Raw genomic sequence first — 25,734 nt, 5'->3', positions numbered from 1 at the left:
GACGGTTGCGGTCAGGATGCGCCGACTCGGCGACGGTTGCGGTCAGGATGCGCCGACTCGGCGACGGTTGCGGTCAGGATGCGCCGACTCGGCGACGGTTGCGGTCAGGATGCGCCGACTCGGCGAGGGCCGGCGCGAAAACTGAAACGCAACGAAAGCCAGCCCCCTCTTGACGCAAGTGACGTGCGCCACTAACGTCGGATGCGCGCTTTGAAACCTTTCAACCGCACACAGAGAGGCTCTCCGATGACGACGTTCGACCAGATCTCGGGCGACCTGGCCGCCCTTGAGATCGAGGTCCCCTCGTGGGCCTACGGAAACTCGGGGACCCGGTTCAAGGTCTTCGGCACCCCCGGCACCCCGCGCACCCCCGAGGAGAAGGTCGCCGACGCGGCCACCGTCCACCGCTTCACCGGCCTGGCGCCGAGCGTCGCGCTGCACATCCCGTGGGACAGGGTCGATGACTACGCGGCGCTGCGCGGCTATGCCGAGGACCAGGGGATCGCGCTCGGCACGATCAACTCCAACACCTTCCAGGACGACGACTACAAGCTCGGTGCGCTCACCCACACCGACGCGAAGATCCGGCAGAAGGCGATCGACCACCACTTCGAGTGCATCGAGGTGATGGACGCGACCGGCTCGCGCGACCTGAAGATCTGGCTCGCCGAGGGGTCCAACTATCCGGGGCAGGCCGACATGCGCGGCCGCCAGGACCGGCTCGCCGAGTCGCTCGCGACCATCTACGAGCGCCTGGGCGAGGAGCAGCGCCTGGTGCTGGAGTACAAGTTCTTCGAGCCGGCGTTCTACCACACCGACGTCCCCGACTGGGGCACGTCGTTCGCCCAGGTCAGCGCCCTCGGTGACCGGGCCGTCGTCTGCCTCGACACCGGCCACCATGCGCCCGGCACCAACATCGAGTTCATCGTGATGCAGCTGCTGCGGCTGGGGAAGCTCGGCTCCTTCGACTTCAACAGCCGCTTCTACGCCGACGACGACCTGATCGTCGGCGCGGCCGACCCGTTCCAGCTCTTCCGGATCCTCGTCGAGGTCGTCCGCGGCGGCGGCTTCAAGCCGCTGAAGGATGGCGGGGTCGCGTTCATGCTCGACCAGTGCCACAACATCGAGAAGAAGATCCCGGGCCAGATCCGGTCCGTGCTCAACGTCCAGGAGATGTCCGCGCGGGCGCTCCTCCTCGATACCGACGCTCTCGCCAAGGCGCAGGAGGACGGCGACGTACTCCTGGCCAACGAGATCTTCATGGACGCCTTCTACACCGACGTACGCGCCGACCTCGGCGGGTGGCGTGAGGACCGTGGCCTGGCCGCGGACCCGATGCGCGCCTACCTGGCCAGCGGCTACCAGGAACAGATCGAAGCCGCCCGAGTCGGCGGCACCCAGGCCGGATGGAACTGAGAACCCCATGACCACTGCAGAAGACCTGATCGCGCGCTCGAACCGTCTCGGCGCGGATCCGAAGAACACCAACTACGCCGGCGGCAACACCTCCGCCAAGGGCACCGCGACCGACCCGGTGACGGGCCAGGACGTCGAGCTGCTCTGGGTGAAGGGCTCCGGCGGTGACCTCGGCACCCTGAAGGAGAGCGGTCTGGCGGTGCTCCGGCTCGACCGGATGCGTGCGCTCGTCGACGTCTACCCGGGCGTCGAGCGCGAGGACGAGATGGTCGCCGCGTTCGACTACTGCCTGCACGGCAAGGGCGGCGCTGCGCCGTCGATCGACACCGCGATGCACGGCCTCGTCGACGCCGAGCACGTCGACCACCTCCACCCCGACTCCGGCATCGCGATCGCGACCGCCGCCGACGGCGAGAACCTCACCAAGGAGATCTTCGGCGACCAGGTCGTCTGGGTGCCGTGGCGCCGACCCGGCTTCCAGCTCGGCCTCGACATCGCCGAGATCAAGGCGAAGAACCCGCAGGCGGTCGGCTGCATCCTCGGTGGCCACGGCATCACCGCCTGGGGCGACACCTCCGAGGAGGCCGAGAAGAACTCGCTCTGGATCATCGACACGGCCGCCGGCTACATCGCCGAGCACAGCAAGGCGGAGCCCTTCGGCCCGGCGCTCGACGGCTACGCGCCCCTGGACGAGGCGGAGCGGCGTACGAAGGCTGCTGCTCTGGCTCCCACGATCCGTGGCATCGCCTCGGCGGACCAGCCGATGGTCGGCCACTTCACCGACGCCGAGGTGGTCCTCGACTTCCTGGCCAGCGAGGCGCACCCGCGTCTGGCCGAGCTCGGCACCTCGTGCCCCGACCACTTCCTGCGCACCAAGGTCAAGCCGCTGGTCCTCGACCTCCCGGCCTCCGCCTCGGTGGAGGAGTCGATCGCCCGCCTCAAGGAGCTCGCGGTCAGCTACCGCGAGGACTACCAGGGCTACTACGACCGGCACGCGGACGCGAACAGCCCCGCGATCCGCGGCAAGGACCCGCTCATCGTCCTGGTCCCCGGCGTCGGCATGTTCTCCTTCGGCAAGAACAAGCAGACCGCCCGGGTGGCGGGGGAGTTCTACGTCAACGCGATCAACGTGATGCGCGGCGCCGAGGGGCTCTCGACGTACGCCCCGATCGACGAGTCGGAGAAGTTCCGGATCGAGTACTGGGCGCTCGAGGAGGCCAAGCTCCAGCGGATGCCCGCACCCAAGCCCCTCGCGACCAGGGTCGCCCTGGTCACCGGCGCCGCCTCCGGCATCGGCAAGGCCACCGCGCAGCGGCTCGCCGCCGAGGGTGCCTGCGTCGTGATCGCCGACCTCGACCTCGCCAAGGCCGAGGCCGCTGCCGCCGAGATCGGCGGCCCCGACGTCGCCGTGGGTCTCGCCGCGGACGTCTCCGACGAGGCCGCCGTGCAGGCGATGTTCGACGCCGCGGTGCTCGCCTTCGGCGGTGTCGACCTGGTCGTCAACAACGCCGGCCTGTCGCTGTCCAAGTCGCTGCTGGAGACCACCGAGCGCGACTGGGACCTCCAGCACGACGTGATGGCCAAGGGCTCGTTCCTTGTCTCCAAGGCTGCGGCGAAGGTGCTGATCGAGCAGGAGATGGGCGGCGACATCGTCTACATCTCCTCCAAGAACTCGCTCTTCGCCGGGCCCAACAACGTCGCCTACGGCGCAGCCAAGGCCGACCAGGCCCACCAGGTCCGCCTGCTGGCCGCCGAGCTCGGTGAGCACGGCGTCAAGGTCAACGGCATCAACCCCGACGGCGTGGTCCAGGGCTCCGGCATCTTCGCCGGCGGCTGGGGCGCCAAGCGGGCCGAGGTCTACGGGGTCAAGGAGGAGGAGCTCGGCAAGTTCTACGCCCAGCGCACCCTGCTCAAGCGCGAGGTGCTCCCGGAGAACATCGCCAACGCCGTCTTCGTGCTCTGCGGGCCCGACCTGACCCACACCACCGGCCTGCACGTCCCCGTCGACGCCGGCGTCGCCGCGGCCTTCTTGCGATGAGTCCGGCAGTCAGGGTCGCCGCGGTCGACCTGGGTGCCACCTCCGGTCGGGTGATGTCCGGCCGGATCGGTGGCGACCGGGTCGAGATCAACGAGCTGCACCGCTTCCCCAACGGGGCGGTACGCGTCCGCGGCTCGCTCTTCTGGGACGTGCTCGGCATCCATCGCGAGGTGCTCACCGGCATCCGTGAGGTGGCCGGCACGGGACCGCTGCACGGCATCGGCATCGACTCCTGGGCCATCGACCACGGGCTGCTGGACCACGACGGTCAGCTGCTCGGCCAGGTCTTCAGCCACCGCGACGCCCGTGTCGAGGGGATCGCCGAGAAGGTGGTTGCGCAGATCGGTGCGGCCACGCTCTACGGCACCACCGGCATCCAGCAGCTCCCGTTCAACACGATCTACCAGCTCGTCGCGGCCCGCGGCACCACCGCGTTCGATGCGGCCGAGACGATGCTGCTGCTGCCGGACCTGCTCGGCTACTGGCTCACCGGTGCGATCGGCGCCGAGCGCACCAACGCCTCGACCACCCAGCTCTACGACGTCCGGCAGGGCGTCTGGGCGGTCGACCTGTGCCGGGAGCTCGGGCTTCCCGAAGGGGTCCTCCCGCCCCTTCGGGACCCGGGCTCTCTCCTCGGGCCGCTGCTGCCCGACGTCGCCGAGGACCTGGGCGCCTCGGCCGAGGTCCCCGTGGTGGCGGTGGGCTCCCACGACACCGCCTCGGCGGTCGTCGCGGTCCCCGCGCAGGCCCGCGACTTCGCCTACATCTCCTCGGGCACCTGGTCCCTGGTCGGCCTCGAGCTCGACCGGCCCGTGCTGACCGAGGACGCCCGGCTCGCCGACTTCACCAACGAGGTCGGCGTCGACGGGACCATCCGGTTCCTCAAGAACGTGATGGGCCTGTGGGTCCTGTCCGAGTCGCTGCGCTCGTGGAGCGAGCGGCGCTTCCAGGGCGCCGAGCTCCGCTCGCTGCTCGCGGCCGCGGCGGAGCTCGAGCCGCTGCGTACGGTGGTTGACATCAACGACCCGCGGCTGCTCTTCCCGAGCACGTCGGCCGACCCGATGCCCGAGCGGATCGCCGCGCTGGCCGCGGAGTCCGAGGAGGCGATCCCGCACTCGCCGGCCGCGATCACCCGCTGCATCCTCGACAGTCTCGCTGTCGCCTACCGACGCCACGTCCGCACCGCGGCCGCCCTCGCGGACACCTCACCCGAGGTCGTCCACGTCGTCGGCGGCGGCTCCCAGAACGAGCTGCTCTGCCAGCTCACCGCGGACGCCTGCGGCCTGCCGGTTCTCGCCGGTCCGGTCGAGGCGGCCGCACTCGGCAACGTACTGGTGCAGGGCAGGGCTCTCGGGGCCGACCTGCCCGACCTCCCCGCGATGCGGGATCTGGTCCGCCGCTCCTACGACGTACGCCGCTTCGAGCCGCGCGACGGCCTCGACTGGGCCGCCGCAGAGGCCCGCATCTCCTGACCCTGCTCCCCGAAGGCACCCCCATGACCGACTCCTTCTCCACCCCCAGGCCCAACCCCAGGATCAGCCGCCGTGCGCTCTTCGGCGCCGCGGCAGCCACCCTCGGCACCGCTGCAGTCGCCGGTGCCCTCGGAAACGCGCCGGCGCAGGCGGCGGAGAGCGCCGCCGGCCTCCCGGACGCTTTCACGAAGGCGTTCCGCAAGCCCGGCACCGCCTCGGCGGCGGGCTTCCGCTGGTGGTGGCCCTACGGCCTGGTCGACCCGGCCGAGGTCGCCCGCGAGGTGGACACCGTGGCCGACGCCGGCTTCGGCGTGCTCGAGGTCGCGGTGGTCACCCACAGCCTGCGCGCCCGCGGCATCGAGGTCGACGTGGCGAAGTACGGCTGGGGCAGCTCGTCCTGGGTCGCCGGGGTGAAGGCGGCGCTGGCGCGGGGCGCGAAGCGAGACGTACGCATCGACCTGACCGTCGGTCCCTCGTGGCCGGCCGCGGTCTCCACGATCACCCCGGACGACGACGCGGCCTGCAGCGAGCTCGCCTACGGCCGGGTCGACGTCGTCGCAGGCCAGACCTTCGACGACGCGCTCCCGGGCCCGCAGGGGGAGTCGCACGGTGACCGGGTCGAGCTGGTCACCGTCCAGGCGCATCGGATCACGGCCGCGACCTCCTCGATCACGACCCTCGACCCCGACTCCTACCTCGACCTCTCCGGACAGGTGAGCGACGGGCGGTTGACCTGGACCGCCCCGGCCGACCCGGCCGGCTCCTGGGTCGTCCTCGCCACCTGGCGCCGGGGGAGCGGGCAGGAGCCCGAGGCAGGCCCGCACACCTCGCCGCGCTCCTACGTCGTCGACCACTTCAGCGACGCCGGCACCCGGGCGGTCGTCGACCTGTGGCAGGACACGATCCTCGACGGCGAGATGCGCTCCCTTCTCAAGAAGGCCGGCGGCTACCTCTTCGAGGACTCCCTCGAGATCGAGTCGGACGCCACCATCTGGACGCCGAAGCTGCTCGAGGAGTTCCGCACCCGGGCCGGCTACGACCTCCAGCCGTTCCTCCCGGTGGTGCTCGAGGTCGACGAGGCCTACCGCTTCGCGCTCGGCACACCCGGCGCTCCCGCGACGACCGACTCGCTGCGTACGAACCAGGTGCGCGACGACTTCAACCAGGTCCTCTCCGACCTCTACCGCGACCACCACCTGCTGCCGATGCAGCGCTTCGCGCGCTCGCTCGGGATGGGGCTGCGGATCCAGGCGTACGGGCTGGAGACCGACGCCACCGAGCACTCCGCGCTGCTCGACATCGCCGAGACGGAGTCGCTGGGCTTCAAGAACCTCGACGACTACCGGGTCATGGCCGGCGGCCGCGACATCGCCGGCAAGCAGGTGCTCTCCTGCGAGGCGATCTGCTACAACGGCGGCGCCTACAACACGACCTGGGGCGCCAACAGCACCAGCCCCACGGCGCAGAACCAGGCGCTGTTCACGATCAACAGCATCTTCGCGGCGGGCGTCAACCACGCGATGATCCACGGCTTCCCCTACGCCGCCGCCCCGGACGTCACCTGGCCCGGCTTCGCCGCGTTCTCGCCCTACTACAACGGCGCGATCGGCTACGGCGAGGCGTGGGGACCGCGGACGCCGCAGTGGGAGCACATCCCCGGGATCGCGCGCTACCTCGCCCGCACCCAGCTGGTCCTGCGGACCGGCCGCCCGACGTACGACATCGTCTTCCTGCGCCAGAAGGCCGGTGCCTCCACCGGCATCGGCCCGTTCTGGGTCACCAACGACGGCACCAAGCTCGGCTGGTCGCACTCGTTCATCACCTCCGCGCTGCTGACCCGCGACGAGGTGAGGTTCGAGGGTGGGCGGCTGGCGCCGGACGGCCCGGCCTACAAGGTGCTCGTCATCGGCCCCGACAAGATCCGCAGCCGCGAGGTCACGATCGACCTGGAGGCCGCCCGCAAGGCGCTCGCCCTGGGACGCGCGGGCCTGCCGATCGTCCTGGTCAACGATGCCGGCAAGGACTGGGGCCGCGACGCCACCCCGATCGGCCGCACCGACGAGGCCGCGGTCGCCGAGGTCCGTGACCTGATGACGAAGATCGCCGCGCTGCCGACGACCCGCAGCGTCCTGGAGGCAGGGGTCGGCGGCGCGCTGGCCGAGCTCGGTGTCGTACGCGACGTCGAGCACGCCGACTCCACCGTCATGCACGTGCGGCGCATCACCGGCAAGACCGACCTCTACTACCTCGCCAACGCGAGGCACGCCGAGAACCGGCGGCTCAACCCGGTGCGGCAGGACGTCTGGCTGACCGCCACCGACCGCGCCGCGGTGCCGTGGCTGCTGGACGCCTGGACCGGTGAGGTCACCCGGATCGCCGCCTACGAGCGTTCCGGGAGCCGGGTCCGCGTCAGCGTCGACCTGGTTCCTGGCCAGTCCACCGTGGTCGCTCTCGCGGCCCCGGGCGCGGGCGTCGCCCGCTCTGTTCTCCCCGTCGCCACCGCTGGCCAGGCCGTGGTGGCGCGGGGCGCCAACGTCGCGTTGCGCACGACGACCGCCGGCAGCTTCGAGCTCACCAAGGCCGACGGGCGGACGGTGAAGGTCGTCGTCGACCGGGTCCGCGAGCCGGTGACGCCGCAGTCCTGGGCGCTTGCGCTCGAGGACTGGAAGCCGGCCAACCCAACCGACCCCAAGGACCTCGCCACGACGAAGGAGGTCGTGACCAGCGACCTCGCGGCGCCGCAGTCCTGGTCGAAGGTCGCCGGCCTCGAGGACGTCTCCGGCATCGGCCGCTACCGCACGGTGGTGGACCTCGGCGAGGACTGGACCCGCGACGACGGTGCCTTCCTCGAGCTCGGTGATGTCAACGACACGTTCCGTGTTCGGGTCAACGGCGAGCTGTTGGCGCCGTGCGACCCGATGGACTCCGTCGTCGACCTCGGCCACGCGCTGGTCCGGGGCTCCAACACGATCGAGATCGAGGTGGCCTCGACGCTGCTCAACCGGCTGCGCACCGTCACCCCGTCGGTCTACGGCGTGGCGACCAGGCAGAGCTACGGGCTCGCCGGGCCGGTGCGGCTGGTGCCCTACGTCGAGAAGGTGGTGGCCGGATGAGCCCGGCGTCCCACCCTCACCCGCCGGTCAGCCCCATGCTGAGACAGGAGTGAACCGTGGCAGCCTCGGGCGGCGTACGACCATCTGCTCCCACCGACCTTCCCAAGGACGAGGTGGAGGTGCTGGCGTTGTTCGCTCGGGGCTACACGATCGAGCGGATCGCGCGTGCGCTGGGCATCTCCGAGCGGACCGTGCGGCGCCGTCTCCGGGCGGCCGCGGATGCGCTGGGAGCGGGGACGAGTGTGGAGGCGGTCGTGCGGGCCGTACGCACAGGACTCATCTGAACTGATTTGATGGTCACCAGAGACGAAGGAGGCTCGATGCGAGTCGCACTGATGGTCACGTGCATCAACGACGCGCTCTACCCGAGCACAGGCCAGGCCGTCGTACGCCTCCTGCGCCGGCTGGGCGTCGAGGTCGACTTCCCGCAGGCACAGACGTGCTGCGGGCAGCCGATGGTCAACACCGGCTACCTGGACGAGGCGGTCCCGGTGGTGCGTACGTTCGTGGACGCCTTCGCCGGCTACGACGCCGTCGTGACGCCGTCCGGATCGTGCGCGGGCTCGGCACGGCACCAGCACTCGATCGTGGCCCGCCGCTCCGGCGACGAGGCCCTCGAGAAGGCGGTCGCGGAGGTCGCCCCGAAGGTCTACGAGCTCTCCGAGTTCCTCGTCGACGTGCTCGGCGTGATCGACGTGGGCGCCTACTTCCCGCACCGGGTGACCTACCACCCGACCTGCCACTCGCTGCGGATGCTGGGAGTGGGGGACCGGCCACGTCAGCTGCTCGAGGCGGTCCGGGGGATCCGGCTGGTCGACCTGCCCGGGGCCGACCAGTGCTGCGGCTTCGGTGGCACCTTCGCGGTCAAGAACGCCGACACCTCGATCGCCATGGGCGCCGACAAGGCCCGCCACATCCGCGAGACCGGCGCCGAGATCGTGGTCGCCGGCGACAACTCGTGCCTGACCCACATCGGTGGCGTGCTCTCCCGGCAGCGTTCGGGCGTACGCACCGTCCATCTCGCCGAGATCCTCGCCTCGACCGAGGGGGCTCTGCGATGACGGGCACATTCGTCGGAATGCCGGCCTTCCCGGAGGCCGCGCGCGAGGCCCTCGCCGACTCCCAGCTGCGCCACAACCTGGCCCACGCGACCGGCACCATCCGCGCCAAGCGGGCCAAGGTCGTCGCCGAGGTCCCCGATTGGGAGGAGCTGCGCCTGGCCGGTGCCGCGGTCAAGGAGCGCGCCCTGCGCGACCTCGACACCCAGCTCGTACGCCTCGAGGAGACCCTCACCGCCAACGGCGCGACCGTCCACTGGGCCCGTGACGCCGCCGAGGCCAACGCGATCGTCGCCTCGATCGCCAAGGCGCACGCCGCCGAGGAGGTCGTGAAGGTCAAGTCGATGGTGACCCAGGAGATCGGGCTCAACGAGGCGCTCGCCGAGGAGGGCATCGCGGCCTGGGAGACCGACCTGGCCGAGCTGATCGTGCAGCTCGGCGACGACCTGCCCTCGCACATCCTCGTTCCCGCGATCCATCGCAACCGCGCCGAGATCCGCGAGATCTTCCGCTCGAAGATGGCGGCTGCTGGTCGTCCGGCGCCGTCCGATCTGACCGATGAGCCGGCGGTGCTCGCGGGCGCCGCTCGCGAGCACCTGCGCGAGAAGTTCCTGCGCGCCAAGGTCGGTATCTCCGGCGCCAACTTCGCGGTCGCCGAGACCGGCACGCTCGTGGTGGTCGAGTCGGAGGGCAACGGCCGGATGTGCCTGACCCTGCCCGAGGTGCTGGTCTCGGTGGTCGGCATCGAGAAGGTCGTCTCCCGCTGGGAGGACCTCGACCCGATGCTCAGGCTCCTGCCGAGGTCCTCGACCGGCGAGCGGATGAACCCCTACACCTCGGTGTGGTCCGGCGTCACCCCCGGAGACGGTCCGCAGGAGGTGCACGTCGTGCTCCTCGACAACGGCCGCACCCGCGCGCTGGCAGACGAGGTCGGCCGGCAGGCGCTGCGCTGCATCCGCTGCTCGGCCTGCCTCAACGTCTGCCCGGTCTACGAGCGCACCGGCGGTCATGCGTACGGCTCGGTCTACCCGGGCCCGATCGGCGCCATCCTCAACCCGCTGCTGAAGGGCGTCGGGCACGACGACCAGACCGACTCGCTGCCCTACGCTTCCTCGCTGTGCGGGGCCTGCTTCGAGGTCTGTCCGGTACGCATCGACATCCCCTCCGTCCTCGTCGACCAGCGCGCCCAGGTGGTCGACGCCCACCGAGGCGGCGTGCCGAAGCCGGAGGCGGTGGCGATGAAGGGTGCGGCGTACGTCCTGGGGCGCTCGCGCCGCCTCTCCGCCGTCGAGCGCCTCACCGGTGTGGGGATGCGTGTCGCGCGTCGGTTCGGGCCGAAGGCCTGGCTCGGCGCGCGTGACCTGCCCGAGGCGCCGGGGGAGAGCTTCCGGGCGTGGTGGCTGCGCACGAACGGCGGGGGAACCGACGGCGGAAAGAACGAGAGCTGAGGATGGCCATGACCGACGCACGCACCGAGATCCTCGCCCGCGTCCGCGCAGCGCTGGCCGACGTCGAGCCGGCGCCGAGACCGGAGAGCACTCCGGTCCCACGGGAGGTCACCGGCGACATCGTCGACCTCTTCGCCGAACGTGTCGCCGACTACCGCGCCGTCGTCGAGCGCTGCGCGCCCGACGACCTGGCGGACCGGATCGCCGCAGCCCTCCCCGCCGGCCAGGTGGTGGTCCCGCCCGGCCTCTCGATCCAGGTCGCCGACGCGATCCTCGACGACGGCACCCTCACCGCGGCCGAGCTGGACCGGATCGCGGCGGTCGTCACCGAGGCCCGGGTCGGCATCGCCGAGACCGGCACGATCGTCCTCGACCACGCCCCCGACCAGGGCCGCCGGGCGATCTCCCTGGTCCCCGACACGCACATCTGCGTGGTCCGTGAGGACCAGGTGGTCCCCGACGTCCCCGAGGCGATCGCCCTCCTCGACCCGGCCCGACCGCAGACCTGGATCAGCGGCCCCTCGGCCACCAGCGACATCGAGCTCGACCGCGTCGAAGGCGTACACGGCCCCCGCACCCTCCATGTCCTGGTGGTTTCCGGCGGAAGCTGACCGGATCCGGCCACGACCCTTCCCGACCATGTGACGGGCGTCATAGTCTCCGGGTAGCAGTGAAACGTATCAATCACGCTCCGGAGGACCCCCATGAAGCTCCGCCTGGCCGCGGTCGTCACCAGCGCCCTCATCACCGCCGTCGTCTCGGCGCCGGTCCCGGCCGCTGCCGTCGACGGCGCGGCCGCGACCCACCTCACCGTCTCGCAGCTGTCCTCGCCGCGTGACGTGGAGGACCTCGACTCGCCCCTGCTGGCCTGGCACGTTCCCTTCGCCGAGCAGAGCGCCTACCGCGTGCAGGTCGCTCGGGCCAGCGAGGGCATCGGCGCCGCCGGGGTGTGGGACTCAGGTCGCGTCACGTCCTCGGCGAGCACCAACGTGCCCTACGCCGGGCCGGAGCTCGAGTCGGAGCAGACCTACCGGTGGCGCGTACGCACCTGGGACGGGCGCGGAAAGGGCTCCGACTGGTCGAAGGCGGCCACCTTCACCACCGGTCCCGGCCAGGAGTGGGGTCAGGCGGAACCCATCTGGCTCGCCCCCGCCCGCGCCATCAGTTGGGGCGACGTCACCATCGACACCACCTTCCGGATCACGTCGCAGAACGCCACCATCGCCTTCCGGGCCACGGACGCCAGCAACTACTACATGTGGCAGTTCCGCGGCGACGGGGCCAACACCTTCGCTCCCCACAAGCGCGTGGGCGGCACCTTCACCCAGCTGGACTCGGTGCCGCTGCCGGTGGCGCTCGTCCGCGGGACCTCCTACCGGCTGCGGATCCAGGCCGAAGGAACGACCATCCGCACCTGGCTCGACGACACCCTCATCGACACCCGGACCCTCACCGACTTCGCGGCCGGCACAGTCGGCTTCCGCACCGGCGGATCCGAGCGCAACGCGTGGGACGACCTGAGCGTCACCTCCGCCTCCGGCGAGGTCCTCTACGCCAACGACTTCTCCGCTGGCAGCGACTTCGCCTGCGGCGCCGTGGCGGGCGGCTGGCTCGAGATCGGCACCAACTCCAACTGCGTCTACGGCGTCGAGTCGCAGGACTGGGCCTTCCTCCGGCACGAGTTCACCCTGCCCGGCAAGCCGATCGCGGCCGCCACCCTCTACGCGACCGCATCCTCGACCGCACCCGGTCGGCAGTACGTCTACAAGGCATGGCTCAACGGCCGGTTCGTCGGCCTCGGTCCGACGCAGCCGATCCGCGGCGAGGCCCGCTACGACGGCTTCGACGTGACCGCCGCGCTCCGGCCGGGAGCCGACAACGCGATCGGCGTGCTCGGCTGGACGAGCAGCGACCGGCGCTTCCTCGGCCGGCTCGTCGTGGAGTACGCCGACGGCACCCGTGACGTGGTCGTGAGCAGTCCCCGGTGGCGGGCACTGGCGGGCGCGAAGGTCTTCCCTGCCGCCGGCAGCATCGGGACCTCGTTCTTCTCGGCGCCGAAGGAGAACCTGCAGTCGGCCCAGTGGCCCGAGGGCTTCGCCGAGCCGGGCTTCGACGACTCCGGCTGGAGCGACGCCGCGGCGCGCCCGGCCTTCGGCGACCTCCGCGCCGCCCCCACCGCGAAGGTGGAGCAACAGCTGAGGAAGCCGGTCAGCGTGGTGGAGAAGGCGCCCGGCCACTACTTCATCGACTACGGACGTACCTGGATCGGCGGTCTCTCCCTGGACCTCGACGGCACCGCGGGCCAGGTGCTCGACCTCCGGTTCGGCGAGGAGCTCTCCGCCCCCCAGACGGTGCGGTACGCCATGCGGACCGGCAACACCTACCAGGACAGGTGGACGCTGCGCGAGGGGCAGCAGCACCTGGAGACCTGGGGTATGCGGGTCTTCCGCTACGCGGAGGTCATCGGCGCCCCGACAGGCCTGGGCGCCGCCGACTTCCCCGCCCTCGCCCAGATCTACCCCTTCGACACCGACGAGGCGGTCTTCGACTCCGCCGACGACGACCTCGACCGCGTGTGGGCACTCTCGCGCAACACGATCGAGGCCACCAACCACGACCTCTACGTCGACTCCTGGAGCCGCGAACGCGGTGCCTACGAGGCCGACAGCTACCTGCAGATGATGGCCAACTTCTTCGTCTCCAGCGACCCGACCCTGGGCAACTACTCCCTGGACTACCTGCTCACCCGCAGGACGTGGCCGACCGAGTGGCCGATGTACACGATCCTGGCCTTCCACGACTCGTGGCAGCAGACCGGTGACACCGAGGCCCTGGCCCGCAACTACACCGCCCTGCAGGAGAAGCTGCCTCTGGAGTGGGTCGAGCAGTCGACAGGCCTCATCCGCAAGGACACCGGCCTGACCGGCGGCACCTGCACCGACTGCGACATCGTCGACTGGCCGGCCTCGGAGCGTGACGGCTATGTCTTCCGGCCCTACAACACCGTCATCAACGCGATCGGCCACCGCTCGTTCCGCGACATGGCGGAGATCGCGACCGTCCTGGGTCACGACGCCGACGCGGCGACGTACACCGCCATCGCCGACCGCCTCCGGAACGCGGCCAACGACCGGCTGTGGGACCCGGCCACGGGCGCCTTCCGTGACGGTCTGAACGCCGACGGCACCCCGATCCAGCACTGGGCGCTCCAGGCCAGCGTCTTCGCCACCGCGTTCGGGCTCGCCCAGGGCGAGGTCGCGCAACGCGCCGCGGACTACATCGGCACCCGTGGCATGGCCTGCAGCGTCTACTGCGCCGCCTTCGTCCTCGAGGCCCTCTACGACGGTGACCGCGGAGACGTCGCGCACCAGCTGCTGACGAGCACCGGGCTCCGCAGCTGGCTCAACATGATCGCGAAGGGAGCCGGCGCCACCGCGGAGGCCTGGGACACCTCCCTGAAGTCCAACATGACCTGGTCGCACCCCTGGGCGGCGTCGCCGGCCTACAACGTGCCGCAGGGCATGTTCGGCATCGAGCCCCTGGTGCCGGGCTACGCGGAGTTCCGCGTCCGGCCACAGCCCGCCGGGGTCCCCTGGGCCCACGTCACCCTGCCTACGCTCCGCGGTCGCATCGGCGCTGCGTACGCCACGACCGCGCGCGGCGTCGACGTCGGCGTGAGCGTTCCGGGCAACTCCCGGGCCGATGTCCTCGTGCCGTCGACGTCCGGAGACCAGGTATTCCTCGACGGGCGCTCGGTGCCCGCCACCCGTGAGGGCGAGTACCTGGTGATCCAGGACGTGCCCTCCGGCTGCCACGTGCTCAGCACGAGCCCGGGCCAGAGCCCGGAGGTCGAGCGGCTTCGCGCCGTCTGCTGAACCAGAAGGCTGTGGCCGGATCCGGCCACAGAAACGTATCAACTCGCTCGGAGGACCCCATGAAGCTCCGCCTGGCCGCGATCGTCACCAGCGCGCTCGTCGTCACCAGCCTCTCGGCCGCCATCTCCCCTTCGGGAGCGGCGCCGGGCAACACCGCACCTGACCAGCCCGTCGACCTGACCGTCGACGACATCACCCGACCGCTCAACACCGACCTGACCCCGCGGTTCGGCTGGCTGCCCCAGGACAGCGACGCCAACGAGGTGCAGAGCGCCTACAAGATCGAGGTACGCGACGCCGCCGGTGACATCGTCTGGGACTCCGACAAGGTGTCCTCCGCGCAGCAGTCCTACGTCGACTACGCCGGCGAGAACCTCGAGCCCGGCAGCAGCTACACCTGGCGGGTCAAGACCTGGGATCGCCGCAAGCAGCCCTCACGCTGGTCGGCCGAGGCGGCCTTCGAGACCGGGCTCGACGACACCGACTGGGCCGGGGCGAGCTGGATCAGGAGACCACCGGGCACCGCGGACAACCCCGCCCAGGAGCGCGACGAGTGGACCCTGGCCCGCACCGAGGTCGAGGTCCCGGAGGGCAGGATCGTCCGCGCCCGCAGCTACCTGGCCGCCAGCCACACCGCCGAGCTCTATCTCGGCGGCGAGCAGGCCGACCGGATGAGCAACTTCGGCTACCCGAGCGAGGGCTACTACCAGGCCGCGGACGTCACCGACCTGGTCACTCCCGGCGAGACCCTCGCCCTCGGCGTCAAGCTGCACTGGTTCAGTGGTGGCCAGGGCCGCGCCGCGGGCATCCCCGGCGTACTCCTGAAGCTCGAGCTCACCTACGCCGACGGTGAGACGACCACGATCGTCTCCGACGGCTCCTGGAAGGTCCGCCGCGGCCCGTACGTCACCGTCGGCACCCGCAACGGCGAGGGCCTGTGGATCGAGCACCTCGACGGTCAGGCCGCGCGGGCGATCGGCGACTGGACCGCGCCCGGCTACGACGACACGACCTGGAGCAACGCCGTCGTGATCGGCGCGCACCCGGTGGCGCCGTTCACCCACCTGGAGGGCCAGCAGACCCGGCTCGAGGAGACCGTCGTCCATCCCGAGCGCATCCTCCGAGCCGCCGACGGCACCCCGGTCGCGGACTTCGGCACGATCATCCCGGCCCGACCCGGCGTGCACTTCGCGGACGGAGTCGCCGGGCGACAGGTCCCGATCCGGGCGGGTTACGAGCTCGCCGACACCGGCCGGGTCTCGACCACGGGACTCTCGACGCAGAGCACCAACATGTCCTTCCCCTACACCCAGGCCGCCGGCGCGCAGGACTACCTGGCGGTCGGCCACCTGGGCTTCCGCTACCTCGAGGTCCCGGGCGCCGGCGAGGAGATCACGACCGAGGACGTGACCGCGACCGTCGTCCACACCGCCTACGACGAGGACGGCGCCGCCACCTTCGAGAGCTCCGACGAGACCCTCGACGACGTCTGGGACCTGATGGACCGCTCGCTGCGCTACTCGGTGCAGGAGACCTTCGTCGACACCCCGACGCGCGAGCAGGGCCAGTTCCTGCACGACACCGCCAACATCTCGATCGGCCTGATGTCCTCTCAGCGCGAGCGGGTCGCCTCCCGCCAGGCGATCCGGGAGTTCCTGCTCAGCCAGGAGCGCTACTGGACCACCGGCAACGACGCCGGCCGCTACAACGCGGTCTACCCCAACGGCGACGGCAAGCGCGACATCCCCGACTTCACCGAGGTCGTCCCCGACTGGATCTGGCGCTACTACCTCGAGACCGGCGACAAGGCCGTCCTCGAGGACGCCTATGACAACCTCACCGCCACCGCCGGCTACATCCGCCGCCACATCGCCACCAGCGGCCCGACCCAGGGGCTGGTCACCAACCTGTCCGGCGGCTCCGGCCAGTACCTGTACGGGATCGTCGACTGGCCCGCCCACGGCCGCTTCGGCTACGACATGACCACCGCCGCCAGGACCACGGTCAACGCACTCGGCGTCGACGTGCTCCGCAAGGTCGCGTTGATCGGCGAGGAGCTGGACCGCCCGGCCGAGGAGGTCGCCGCGCTCAACTCGGATGCCGACGCCCTCGCCGCCCGGATGAACCAGACGCTGCGCAAGGCCGACGGGACCTACGTCGACGGCCTGCTCGCCGACGGCACCCAGTCGGCCCACGCCGGACAGCACGCGACCTCGTACGCCATCACCTTCGGCGTCGCACCGGAGCAGGACGTCACCGCGCTCGGTGAGCAGATCGCCGCCCAGGGGATGAAGCAGGGCCCGATGACCGCCCACGTGCTGCTCGAGGCCCTGGCCGACTCCGGCGCGGGCGAGGGTGTGCTGAACCTGCTGACCAACGAGGACGACTACGGCTGGGCCGGCTGGCTCGCCGACGGCGGCACCTTCACCCCCGAGGCCTGGGAGCTGAGCGGCTCGGCCAACAGCGCCTCCCATGGCTGGGGCTCGCGCGGCATCGTCGACGTCACCGAGTCGGTGCTCGGCATCCGCACCAGCGCCCCCGGCGCCGCCGAGGTCGAGCTGAGCGTCCCGGCCACCGGCCTGACCCACGCCAAGGGGTCCGTGGTCACCCAGCGTGGCCGCGTCGCCTCCGACTGGACCCGCAGCGGATCCGGAGCCGTCGCCCTCCGCGCCACCGTCCCTGTCAACGTCACCGCCGTCGTACGCCTCCCCGCAGGCTCCTACCTGGCCACCGGCCCCGGCAGGACCGCCCCGGAGCGCCTCGGCACCGAGAACGGCATCACCTCCTACCGGATCGGCTCCGGTGCCTGGACCTTCAAGAAAGGGGCATGAACAGGTGCCGTGACTCCGCTAATCTGCCGCAGTGCGCCGAATCGCCGTGCTCGCCGCGGGTCTTCTGATCGGGGCGGCCCTGGCCGCCTGCGGGACGAGCGAGCCGCGCGAGACGGCCTGGCCCGACGGGCTGACCGCCTACCTCGACCAGACCCGGCTCCAGCGCAACACCGGTGAGGCGTTCGTACGCCTCGTCAACGACACCGGCTCCACGATCGAGGTATCGCGCCTCGAGGTGAGCAGCGACCGGTTCCGAGCCGGATGGAAAGGCTCGGAACCGGTCGAGCCGGAGATGGACTTCGACTTCGACATGCCGCGCGGAGAGTGCGGCGAGGGCGGGGACGCCGACGTGACCATCACCTGGCGCGAGACCGGCGGGGGCGGGGACGAGGCGGGGGAGTGGCGCACCAGCACCGGCCGCGCCGAGGACAGGTACGCCAACGTCGACCGCCTCCTCGACCGCGACTGCGCCGAGCGCACCCTGACCGAGGCGGCCGAGATCACGGTCGGGGATCCCCGGGTCGAGGGCGAGGGCAAGCAGAGCGTCTTCGTCCTCCCGGTCACCTTCACCCCGACCGAGAAGGCCCCCGAGGCCACCTTCGACGGCTGGGAGGGCACCGTCCTCTTCCAGCTCGCCGCCGAGACGCCGACCTGGCCGCGGTTCACCCCGCGCCCGATGACGGGCGAGGCGGCCACCCTCGAGCTGCGGGTCCTGCCCGCCCGCTGCGACCCGCACGCACTGGCCGACGACAAGGTCGGCAGCCTCTTCCGCGTCCATGTCGGTGGCCCCGGAGTCCCTGACGGGGCCAGCTACTTCATGAAGCTCAGCAAGGCGCAGAAGCGTGCCCTCTACGACTTCCTGCCCGGCTACTGCGGCTGGGAGTGAGGGACTCAGCCGAAGAGCGGCCCGAGCGCTGCCCGGGCGAGCAGGAACCCGACGATGCCCACGGCCCACGCGGTCGCGCTCGCGGCGTGCTTGACCAGCCAGCCGTCGAGGATGGCCAGTGGCCGCGCCACCAGAGGAGCGGCGAGGACCCGTGCGGCGGTGAGCAGGAGCGCCGGAGCGATCATCACCACGCAGTAGCCGAGCACCCACAGTCCCGAGACCGGCCAGTCCGGTCCCTGGGTGCCGATCACCCCGATCGCGGCGAGATAGGGGAGCATCGACGCGGCCTCGACCAGCCCGGCCAGCACCGCCAGCGCGGCCAGTGCCGAGGCCGAGCCGGACTCCGAGGCGACGGCTCGCTCGCGCCAGCGGAGCAGGCGGCTCGGGGGTTCGGGGGCGTCGGACCGTTGCCTGCCCGACCCGGGAGGGTCGAGCTTGAAGCTCAGCGCGAACAGTCCGACCCCCACGAGCAGCTGTCCCCACAGGAACGGGCGCGAGTCGCTCAGCCCGGAGACCGTGTCGGCCACGGCCGAGCCACCCAGCAGGATCGCGATGCCGAGCAACGCGTAGAAGCCGGCGAGCGCACCCAGATAGACCAGGATCCGTCCGGGCCGCACCCGGCCCGGCGCCATCAGCAGCCACACCGGGATCAGCAAGGTGCCGAAGCTGGTCGAGTCGATCAGCGCCAGCACTGCCAGCGCGACGTACGTCGCAGTGCCGCCGAGGTCGCCGGTCAGCGGTCCGAGGTCGATGTCCATGCCCCGAGGCTCGCGTGCGGCCGGTCCCGTGCGCGTCGGCCGAACCGGTGATCCTTCCGGGCGGAGATACATCCTTCGGATGACCCCGGGGAGGCGGCGTACGTGCTGAGATGGTGCCGTGGACCGCCCGACCCTGCTGCAGCAGCTGCCGGCGGCGCTTCTCGGCGGCGGCACGAGCCTTCGCGCCGCGGACCGCCGTCTGGCCTGGCTCGACGCGGTGGTCGTCCTCGTCGCCGGTCTCGCGCTGCACGCGCTGGGGCAGGTAGGGGGCGTACGCGGCCTGCACCCCTTCGGCATCGACCTGGACAGCGTGCCGATCTGGTGGCATCTCGTCCCGCTCGCCCTCGCGGCCGGAGCGCTCGTGCTCAAGCGGCGGCGGCCGCTCGCGGTGCAGATCGTCGTCGCCCTCTGCTTCGGGGCAGACCTGCTGCTCGGGGGCAGCATCGCGATGGTGGTGGTGCTCTGGGACGCGCTCTTCGCCGGCCAGCTGCACGGATCGCCGCTGGCGCGACGCATCGCCACCGTGGCCGTCGCGGTCGCCATCGCGGCCGCGGTCGTCGCCTCCGCCGCGGCCACCTCGGACCCGCGCACCCCCGTCGTGCTCGCGCTCACCCTCTTCGCGATCGTCGTCACCCCGATGTGGTGGGGCAGCAACGTACGTCAGGGCAGCGAGCTCGCCGACGCCGCCGAGGACCGGGCCCGGCTCGAGCGGGAGCGCAGCGCCGCGCTGCTGCGCCTGGCCGACGCGCAACGGCACGACGCGGTCCGGGCCGAGCGCTCCGCGGTCGCCCGTGACCTGCACGATGTCGTCGCCTCCCACCTGTCCGCCATCGCGCTGACCTCGGGCGCGGCGCTCGCCGGAGAGCACGACCCGGAGCGCGACCGGGCGGCGCTGCGATCGGTGCGGGCCGAGAGCCTGGCCTCGCTGGACGACATGCGCGCGATGATCCGTGTCCTGCGCTCCGACGGCGGGACCGGCGACGCCGAGGACCTCACCGCCGCCTCCCGCGCCGCCAACCTCGGCCCCGTCCTGGAGCAGGCGCGGCTGGCCGGTCTGACGCTGCGGGTCGACGACCCCGGCGGGCTTCTCGACGGCGCCGACCTCGCGCTGCCGGTCGCGGTCGACCACGCCGTCTACCGGATCGTGCGCGAGTCCCTGACCAACGTGCTCAAGCATGGTGGTGGCACGACCCACCTGCGCCTGGTCCCCGGAACCACCCTCGAGATCGAGGTGACCGACGCCGGTGGTGCGCAGGAGTACGCGGCCGAGGCCGGCACCGGCACCGGGCTGGTGTCGATGCGCGAACGCGCCGAAGCGCTCGGCGGCACGTTCGAGGCCGGCCCCGACGGACCCGGCTGGCGGGTCCGGGCGATCCTGCCGCTCCCGGGAGCGAGCGCATGATCCGCGTCTTGCTCGCCGACGACCACGCCGCCATCCGCGCGGGCCTGCGCATGCTCCTGGCCACCGCCGGCGACATCGAGGTGGTGGGGGAGGCCGCCGACGGTGCGACCGCGGTCGCCAACGCGCGGGCGCTGCGCCCCGACGTCGTCCTGATGGACGTACGCATGCCCGGCACCGACGGCGTGACCGCGACCCGCCAGGTCGTGGAGGAGGGGCTCGCCGACGTACTCGTGCTCACCACCTTCGACCTGGACGAGTACGTCTTCGGTGCCCTCCGCGCCGGCGCGGCCGGGTTCCTGCTCAAGTCGGCGGAGGCCGCCGACCTGGTCGACGCGGTCAGGCACGTCGCCGCGGGCGACGGCGTGGTCGCTCCGGAGGTGACCCGCCGGGTGCTCGCCGAGCTCGCCGGCGCACCCGACCGATCCGGCCCGGCGGCCACGCGCGGCGTACCTCTTCCTGCCGATCTCACACCTCGGGAGAGGGACGTGCTCGCTGCCTTGGGCCAGGGCCTGTCCAACGCGGAGATCGCCGGGCGGCTGGTGATCTCCGAGGCGACCACGAAGACCCATGTATCCCGCGTCCTGGCGAAGCTCGGCGTCGCCTCGCGGGTCCAGGCGGCGATCCTCGCGCGCGAGGCGGGCATCGTCTGAAGGCACGCTCACACCCCAGAGTTCACCGGTTCGTGACCTTCGGAGCCCCCATCCGGACGTGTCAGGTAGCAGAATTACCAACCGTCCGTAACGCACACACTGGAGGATTCATGTCCGGGAAGAACCGCTCCGTGCTCACGATGCTCAAGCTGCTCCTCGCAGCTCTCGTCGCCACCACCGGCCTGCTCGGTGGGAGCGTCGCGCTCGCCCCCGCCGCCCAGGCCGACTGGATCGAGAGCTGCACCCACAAGGGCTGTGCCGAGGCCCTCGACTCCAACGAGGTCTGGGCCTCGCTGGGCTACCCGACCAACCGTGGCTGGCACGACTGGCCGCCCACCGGCACCTGCAACTTCTCCGGTGGCACCTACAACAACTACGAAGGGGAGCTGCCCTCGGGCCACTCCTACCTCGAGTTCGACGTGACCCCGCGTGAATGCGGTGCGCAGCGCCAGTCCTACCGGCTCGTGGTGGACACCACAACGGGGGACGTCTACTTCACCCCCGACCACTACAGCACCTTCTACTTCCTGGTCTGAGCCTTTCGAAAACGGGCCTCTGACCTGGGCAGACACGGCATCGCCGGCCCAGGTCGGAGGCCCGTTCGCGTGCTGATGACCTCCTGAGACCTCGCTGAGCCCCGGCTGAGACGTCGAGAACACGGGTCCGAGGATCGCGAAGCGGCTGGATGCCCGCCGTACTCTAGGGACGTTTGTGACCGCGGGAGGGGACATCGTGAGCTGGCAGGGCAATCCGCCTTACATACCGACACCGACGCCGAAGAAGAAGCGAGGAAAGAAGGTCCTGAAGGCCTTCTTCATCGTGATTCTGGTCGGCGCGCTGATCGGTTCCCTGGGTGTGATCGTGGCCTACAACGCCATCCCGATCCCCGACGCCAACGCCGCCTACGAGAAGGAGACCTCCTTCGTCTACTACCGCGGCGGCAAGGACGAGCTCGGGCGTTACATCGCCGACTCGCAGGACCGCGACTCGCTGCCCTATGACGAGATTCCGCAGCTGATGAAGGACGCCGCGGTCGCCGCGGAGGACCGTACGTTCTGGACCAACAGCGGCATCGACCTCAAGGGCATCGCCCGCGCGCTGGTGAACAACAACACCGGTGGCGCCCAGTCCGGTGCCTCGACGATCACCCAGCAGTACGTCAAGAACCTCTACCTCACCCAGGAGCGCACCTACACCCGCAAGGTGAAGGAAGCGGTGATCTCGCTGAAGATCAGCCGGCAGAAGTCCAAGGAGGACATCCTCGCCGGCTACCTCAACACCATCTACTTCGGTCGTGGCGCCTACGGTGTCGAGGCCGCGTCGAACGCCTACTTCCACAAGCCGGCCGCGGAGCTCACCCTCCAGGAGGCCGCCGCCCTGGCCGCGATCCTCAACGACCCCAACGACCTCGACCCGAGCAACGGCGAGGAGGCGGTCGCCGAGCTCGATGGCCGCTACCGCTACGTCATCAACTCGATGGTCAAGATGGAGATGGTCGACGCCGCCGAGGGGGAGAAGGCCAAGCAGTCGCTCCCGAAGTTCAAGAAGCCGCGCTCCGACAGCCGCTACGGCGGCCAGAAGGGTCACGCGCTCAAGCTGGTCCGCGACGAGCTCCTCAAGCTCAAGGACGAGCAGGGCAACCCGCTGGTCACCGAGGACGAGATCAACGGCGGCGGGCTCCGCATCACCACGACGCTGACCAAGAAGACGATGAAGACCGCGGAGGATGCGGTCAACGACGTACGTCCGGACGACAAGAAGGCCTATATCGAGGGCGACGTCTCCGACGAGCTGCACGTCGGCGCGGCGACGGTCGACGTCAAGACCGGCGCCCTGCGCGGCTTCTACGGTGGCCAGGACTACCTGGAGTCGCAGATCAACTGGGCCTCGAGCAGCGCCACGATGGCCGGGTCAACGATGAAGCCGTTCACCCTCGCCGCCGCCCTGAAGTCGGGCTACTCGCTCAAGGACACCTGGAACGGCAACTCGCCGATGGAGTTCCCCGGCGGTGTGAGCGTACGCAACTCCGGCCAGAGCGCCGCCGATCCGAACGGCCATAGCTACGGCTCCAACGTCAGCAGCCTTCAGGCGATGGAAGACTCGATCAACACCGCCTTCGTCGAGATGTCCGACTCGCTGCCCAACGGCAGCAAGGACGTCTACGACATGGCCGTACGCTCCGGCATCCCGCGTGGCGACCGCAGCGACCCCGCCTACCCGGGCATCCCGATGAAGTCGGGTGGGGACATGCAGCCCGAGAACTTCCTGCTCACGCTGGGCAACTCGACCGTCAGCCCGATCAACATGGCCAACTCCTACGCCACGATCGCCAACGGCGGAGTGCACAACGACGTCTACGTCGTCTCCAAGGTGGTCGATGCCGACGGCACCGTCCTCTACGAGCACGACGACACCGCGGACAGCAAGCGGGCGATGGACGAGGATGTCGCCGCCGACACCTCCTACGCCCTCCAGCAGGTCGTCTCCAGCGGCACCGGCCAGGCCGCCAGCGCGGTGGTCCAGCCGGCCGCGGGCAAGACCGGCACCGCGACCAACGACAAGGACGAGGTCTCCTCGGCCTGGTTCGTCGGCTACACCCCGCAGCTCTCCACCGCCGTGGCCTACAGCCGAGGCCAGGGCAGTGGCGCTCTCGACGGCTGGCTCGACACCTTCTTCGGCGCCGACTACCCGGCCGACACCTGGGTCGAGATCATGGGGGCGCTGACCGACGAGCTCGACTACGAGGAGTTCCCGCCGCCGGCCCAGCTCGACGGGGACGCCCCGGAGTCCGGCCACGCACCCTACGTCCCGCCGAGCCCGGATCCCGAGCCGACCGAGGAGCCGGAGCCGTCGAACACGCCGCCGCCGTCCCAGACGCCGACCCCGACTCCCACACCGACGCCCACCCCGACCCCGACGCCGACTCCGACGCCGACCAAGACGCCCGGTCCGCCGGACCCCGACCCCGACGACCCCTCCACCGAGCCCGGGCCGTTCTGAGGCGGCTGGTCGGTGTCCGGGGCGAACGGAACGGTGCTGCTCGAGATCCGTGGCCACAACCTCCCAGGTCGGACCTGGCATCTGGACGATGGTCCCTGCCACAACGTCCATGTCGGCATCCAGCGGGGAAAGCACCCGGTCGACCTAGTGCCCGGCGACAGCGAGACCGCGGTCTGGAAGACCGAGATCGAGCTCGTCGACGTCGAGGCGGGTCTGGACTTCCGCGGCGACGCGGTGCAGGGCAGACGTGGAGCCAGGTTCGTCTATCTGACCTGGGGCGACCTCGGCGGCGACGGTTTCACGATGTTTCGTCGCGCCAAACTGATGCTCGACGATCTCGCCCCGATGGTGGCGTACGGCCGGACCGGGCAGCACGTCATCGCCACCGTCGACCTCACCGACGAGCGCGGCGGCCCGCGATGCGCTCGACTGGCCGCGCCGGCCCTCCAGCTCCAAAGCAGATGATGTGTCAACGCTTGCTGGGGGACCTCATTTCCCGCAGCCTTGCCCGACACGGTTAGATAGTGCCCGTGTCAGTGATCGCCCCCGTCGACGTCCACGATGACACCGCTCTGAAGGCTTGGTACGCCGTGGAGGCGGCATCGATGGCCTTCGATCGACCCTACGCGTCGCATCGCACCTTCGAGGCGCTCGCCAACTCCGTGCGCACCCCGCACGACCACGGCCGCCGTGTCCTCCTCGCCGCCAAGGAGCAGGGCGAGACGATCGGCATCGCCGAGCTCGACCTTCCGGAGGAGGAGCGGAGCCATGTCGTCGAGCTGGGCATCCATGTTCTCCCCGTGCACCGCTGGCGCGGGGTCGGCACCGAGCTCTGGCGAGCCGCCGATGACGTACGCCGCACCAGCGGCCGCACCCTGACGACCGCCGAGGTGACCATCCCCCCGAAGTCGTCCCTGGCCTTCGCGCGGGCGCTCGGCTTCAAGTCCGTACGCCGCGAGGACCACCTCGCCGCCGACCTCCCGTTGCCTCACAAGCCCTTCAAGGTGCTCGGCTACGAGCTCCTGATGTGGGAGGACCGCACCCCCGAGGAGCTGCTCGCCCAGTTCGTCGGCCTGCGCAACCAGATGGGCAAGGAGATGCCGGGCAAGACCGAGCAGGACACGGTCGCCCACACCGCCGACCGCATCCGTTCGGCCGAGAAGAGCACCGCCCGCTCCTACGACCGCATCACCGCCGCCGCCCGTGAGATCCTCACCGGCGAGCTCGTCGGCTACTCGGTCATCTTCCTGGCCCACGGCAGCGACGAGGCCATCCAGGACGACACCTTCGTCAAGTCCGCCCACCGCGGCCACAAGCTGGGCCTCGCCCTCAAGGTCGCCACCCTCGCCGCCGTCCAACGCGACCACCCCGAGCGCACCAGCATCCACACCTGGACCGACCCGTCCAACGACGTGATGCAGCGCATCAACCGCCAGTTCGGCTTCCGCAAGATCGAGCTCATGCACGAGGTCCAGCGCACCGATCGTTGGTAGGCCGTGCGGGGCTCGAACCCGCGACCCAAGGATTATGAGTCCTCTGCTCTAACCGACTGAGCTAACGGCCCGGGCAGATCCTAGCGGGCATGGCAGTTCCGAGTTTCAGGACACCACGTGCATTGGCAGTCCCCGACCGGCCCGCCCATTGCAGGCCTACAGAGAAAACGTGCGGCAGCCCCGGCGTTCGCGCACGTTGTACGGCACATCGTCGACAGCCGGTGGCGGGGGGGGCCCGCCCCCCCCCCCCCCCCGGGCGGCGCCCCCCGGGGCGCCCGGGGTCGTAGAAAAGGC

General features: G+C 70.8%; 18 protein-coding genes and 1 tRNA gene. 17 read left to right on the top strand and 2 right to left on the bottom strand.

Annotated features, from left to right (window positions below; genetic code table 11):
• The first annotated feature begins 246 nt into the window (after positions 1 to 246).
• From rhaI to ACFV9G_RS25735, 11 genes are all read left to right on the top strand, one after another.
• Positions 247 to 1,416 (top strand): L-rhamnose isomerase, encoded by a 1,170-nt coding sequence (rhaI, locus tag ACFV9G_RS25785; RefSeq protein WP_378731404.1) that lies wholly within the window; start codon positions 247 to 249, stop codon positions 1,414 to 1,416.
• 7 nt (positions 1,417 to 1,423) lie between these two features.
• Positions 1,424 to 3,454: a bifunctional aldolase/short-chain dehydrogenase gene (locus ACFV9G_RS25780; protein ID WP_378731401.1), complete on the top strand. Its 2,031-nt coding sequence runs from the start codon at positions 1,424 to 1,426 to the stop codon at positions 3,452 to 3,454.
• A complete protein-coding gene (locus tag ACFV9G_RS25775) occupies positions 3,451 to 4,926 on the top strand; it encodes a rhamnulokinase family protein (protein WP_378731399.1) in 1,476 nt (491 codons plus the stop codon). Before ACFV9G_RS25780 ends, ACFV9G_RS25775 begins: the two co-directional genes overlap by 4 nt.
• Before the next feature lie 23 nt (positions 4,927 to 4,949).
• Positions 4,950 to 8,039 carry a glycosyl hydrolase gene (locus tag ACFV9G_RS25770; RefSeq protein WP_378731397.1) on the top strand — a complete coding sequence of 1,030 codons (3,090 nt, stop codon included), beginning with the start codon at positions 4,950 to 4,952 and terminating at the stop codon, positions 8,037 to 8,039.
• Positions 8,040 to 8,095: 56 nt separating this feature from the next.
• On the top strand, positions 8,096 to 8,323 hold the full coding sequence (locus tag ACFV9G_RS25765) for a helix-turn-helix domain-containing protein (protein ID WP_378731394.1): 228 nt from the start codon (positions 8,096 to 8,098) through the stop codon (positions 8,321 to 8,323).
• Between the two features lie 9 nt (positions 8,324 to 8,332).
• Positions 8,333 to 9,100, top strand: a complete 768-nt coding sequence (locus ACFV9G_RS25760) for a (Fe-S)-binding protein (protein ID WP_378731392.1) — start codon at positions 8,333 to 8,335, stop codon at positions 9,098 to 9,100.
• Positions 9,097 to 10,545 (top strand): lactate utilization protein B, encoded by a 1,449-nt coding sequence (locus tag ACFV9G_RS25755; protein WP_378731390.1) that lies wholly within the window; start codon positions 9,097 to 9,099, stop codon positions 10,543 to 10,545. The genes ACFV9G_RS25760 and ACFV9G_RS25755 overlap by 4 nt, the downstream gene beginning before the upstream one ends.
• Positions 10,542 to 11,156: a lactate utilization protein C gene (locus tag ACFV9G_RS25750; protein WP_378731406.1), complete on the top strand. Its 615-nt coding sequence runs from the start codon at positions 10,542 to 10,544 to the stop codon at positions 11,154 to 11,156. The genes ACFV9G_RS25755 and ACFV9G_RS25750 overlap by 4 nt, the downstream gene beginning before the upstream one ends.
• Before the next feature lie 93 nt (positions 11,157 to 11,249).
• The gene (locus tag ACFV9G_RS25745) at positions 11,250 to 14,420 is read left to right on the top strand and encodes a family 78 glycoside hydrolase catalytic domain (protein WP_378731388.1); all 3,171 of its coding nucleotides are present in this window, start codon (positions 11,250 to 11,252) and stop codon (positions 14,418 to 14,420) included.
• Positions 14,421 to 14,479: 59 nt separating this feature from the next.
• Positions 14,480 to 17,251 (top strand): family 78 glycoside hydrolase catalytic domain, encoded by a 2,772-nt coding sequence (locus tag ACFV9G_RS25740; protein ID WP_378731386.1) that lies wholly within the window; start codon positions 14,480 to 14,482, stop codon positions 17,249 to 17,251.
• A gap of 31 nt (positions 17,252 to 17,282) precedes the next feature.
• Positions 17,283 to 18,137 (top strand): hypothetical protein, encoded by an 855-nt coding sequence (locus ACFV9G_RS25735; RefSeq protein WP_378731384.1) that lies wholly within the window; start codon positions 17,283 to 17,285, stop codon positions 18,135 to 18,137.
• 5 nt (positions 18,138 to 18,142) lie between these two features.
• On the opposite strand, the gene ACFV9G_RS25730 is transcribed toward ACFV9G_RS25735, so the two are convergent.
• Positions 18,143 to 18,895, bottom strand: coding sequence for a GAP family protein (locus tag ACFV9G_RS25730; RefSeq protein ID WP_378731382.1), 753 nt, complete (start codon positions 18,893 to 18,895; stop codon positions 18,143 to 18,145).
• Between the two features lie 118 nt (positions 18,896 to 19,013).
• Between ACFV9G_RS25730 and ACFV9G_RS25725 the strand changes: the two genes are divergently transcribed.
• The 6 genes from ACFV9G_RS25725 (at position 19,014) to ACFV9G_RS25700 (ending at position 25,440) form a co-directional block, all read left to right on the top strand.
• The gene (locus ACFV9G_RS25725) at positions 19,014 to 20,297 is read left to right on the top strand and encodes a sensor histidine kinase (RefSeq protein ID WP_378731380.1); all 1,284 of its coding nucleotides are present in this window, start codon (positions 19,014 to 19,016) and stop codon (positions 20,295 to 20,297) included.
• Entirely contained in the window at positions 20,294 to 20,947 is a 654-nt protein-coding gene (locus tag ACFV9G_RS25720; protein ID WP_378731378.1) for a response regulator, read from the top strand. Before ACFV9G_RS25725 ends, ACFV9G_RS25720 begins: the two co-directional genes overlap by 4 nt.
• Before the next feature lie 110 nt (positions 20,948 to 21,057).
• Positions 21,058 to 21,483, top strand: a complete 426-nt coding sequence (locus ACFV9G_RS25715; RefSeq protein ID WP_091048779.1) for a ribonuclease domain-containing protein — start codon at positions 21,058 to 21,060, stop codon at positions 21,481 to 21,483.
• A gap of 196 nt (positions 21,484 to 21,679) precedes the next feature.
• Positions 21,680 to 23,947: a transglycosylase domain-containing protein gene (locus ACFV9G_RS25710; RefSeq protein WP_378731375.1), complete on the top strand. Its 2,268-nt coding sequence runs from the start codon at positions 21,680 to 21,682 to the stop codon at positions 23,945 to 23,947.
• 12 nt (positions 23,948 to 23,959) lie between these two features.
• Positions 23,960 to 24,412 carry a DUF5990 family protein gene (locus tag ACFV9G_RS25705; protein WP_378731373.1) on the top strand — a complete coding sequence of 151 codons (453 nt, stop codon included), beginning with the start codon at positions 23,960 to 23,962 and terminating at the stop codon, positions 24,410 to 24,412.
• A gap of 65 nt (positions 24,413 to 24,477) precedes the next feature.
• On the top strand, positions 24,478 to 25,440 hold the full coding sequence (locus ACFV9G_RS25700) for a GNAT family N-acetyltransferase (RefSeq protein ID WP_378731371.1): 963 nt from the start codon (positions 24,478 to 24,480) through the stop codon (positions 25,438 to 25,440).
• Here ACFV9G_RS25700 and ACFV9G_RS25695 read toward each other — a convergent pair.
• Positions 25,435 to 25,511 (bottom strand) — tRNA-Ile (locus ACFV9G_RS25695). The two genes, ACFV9G_RS25700 and ACFV9G_RS25695, sit on opposite strands and share 6 nt — an antisense overlap.
• Positions 25,512 to 25,734: the final 223 nt, after the last annotated feature.

Source organism: Nocardioides sp. NPDC059952 (assembly GCF_042730435.1).
Taxonomy (GTDB): Bacteria; Actinomycetota; Actinomycetes; order Propionibacteriales; family Nocardioidaceae; genus Nocardioides.
The sequence above is the reverse complement of the archived record's forward strand: the minus strand, read 5'-3'. Positions and strand labels throughout refer to the sequence as shown.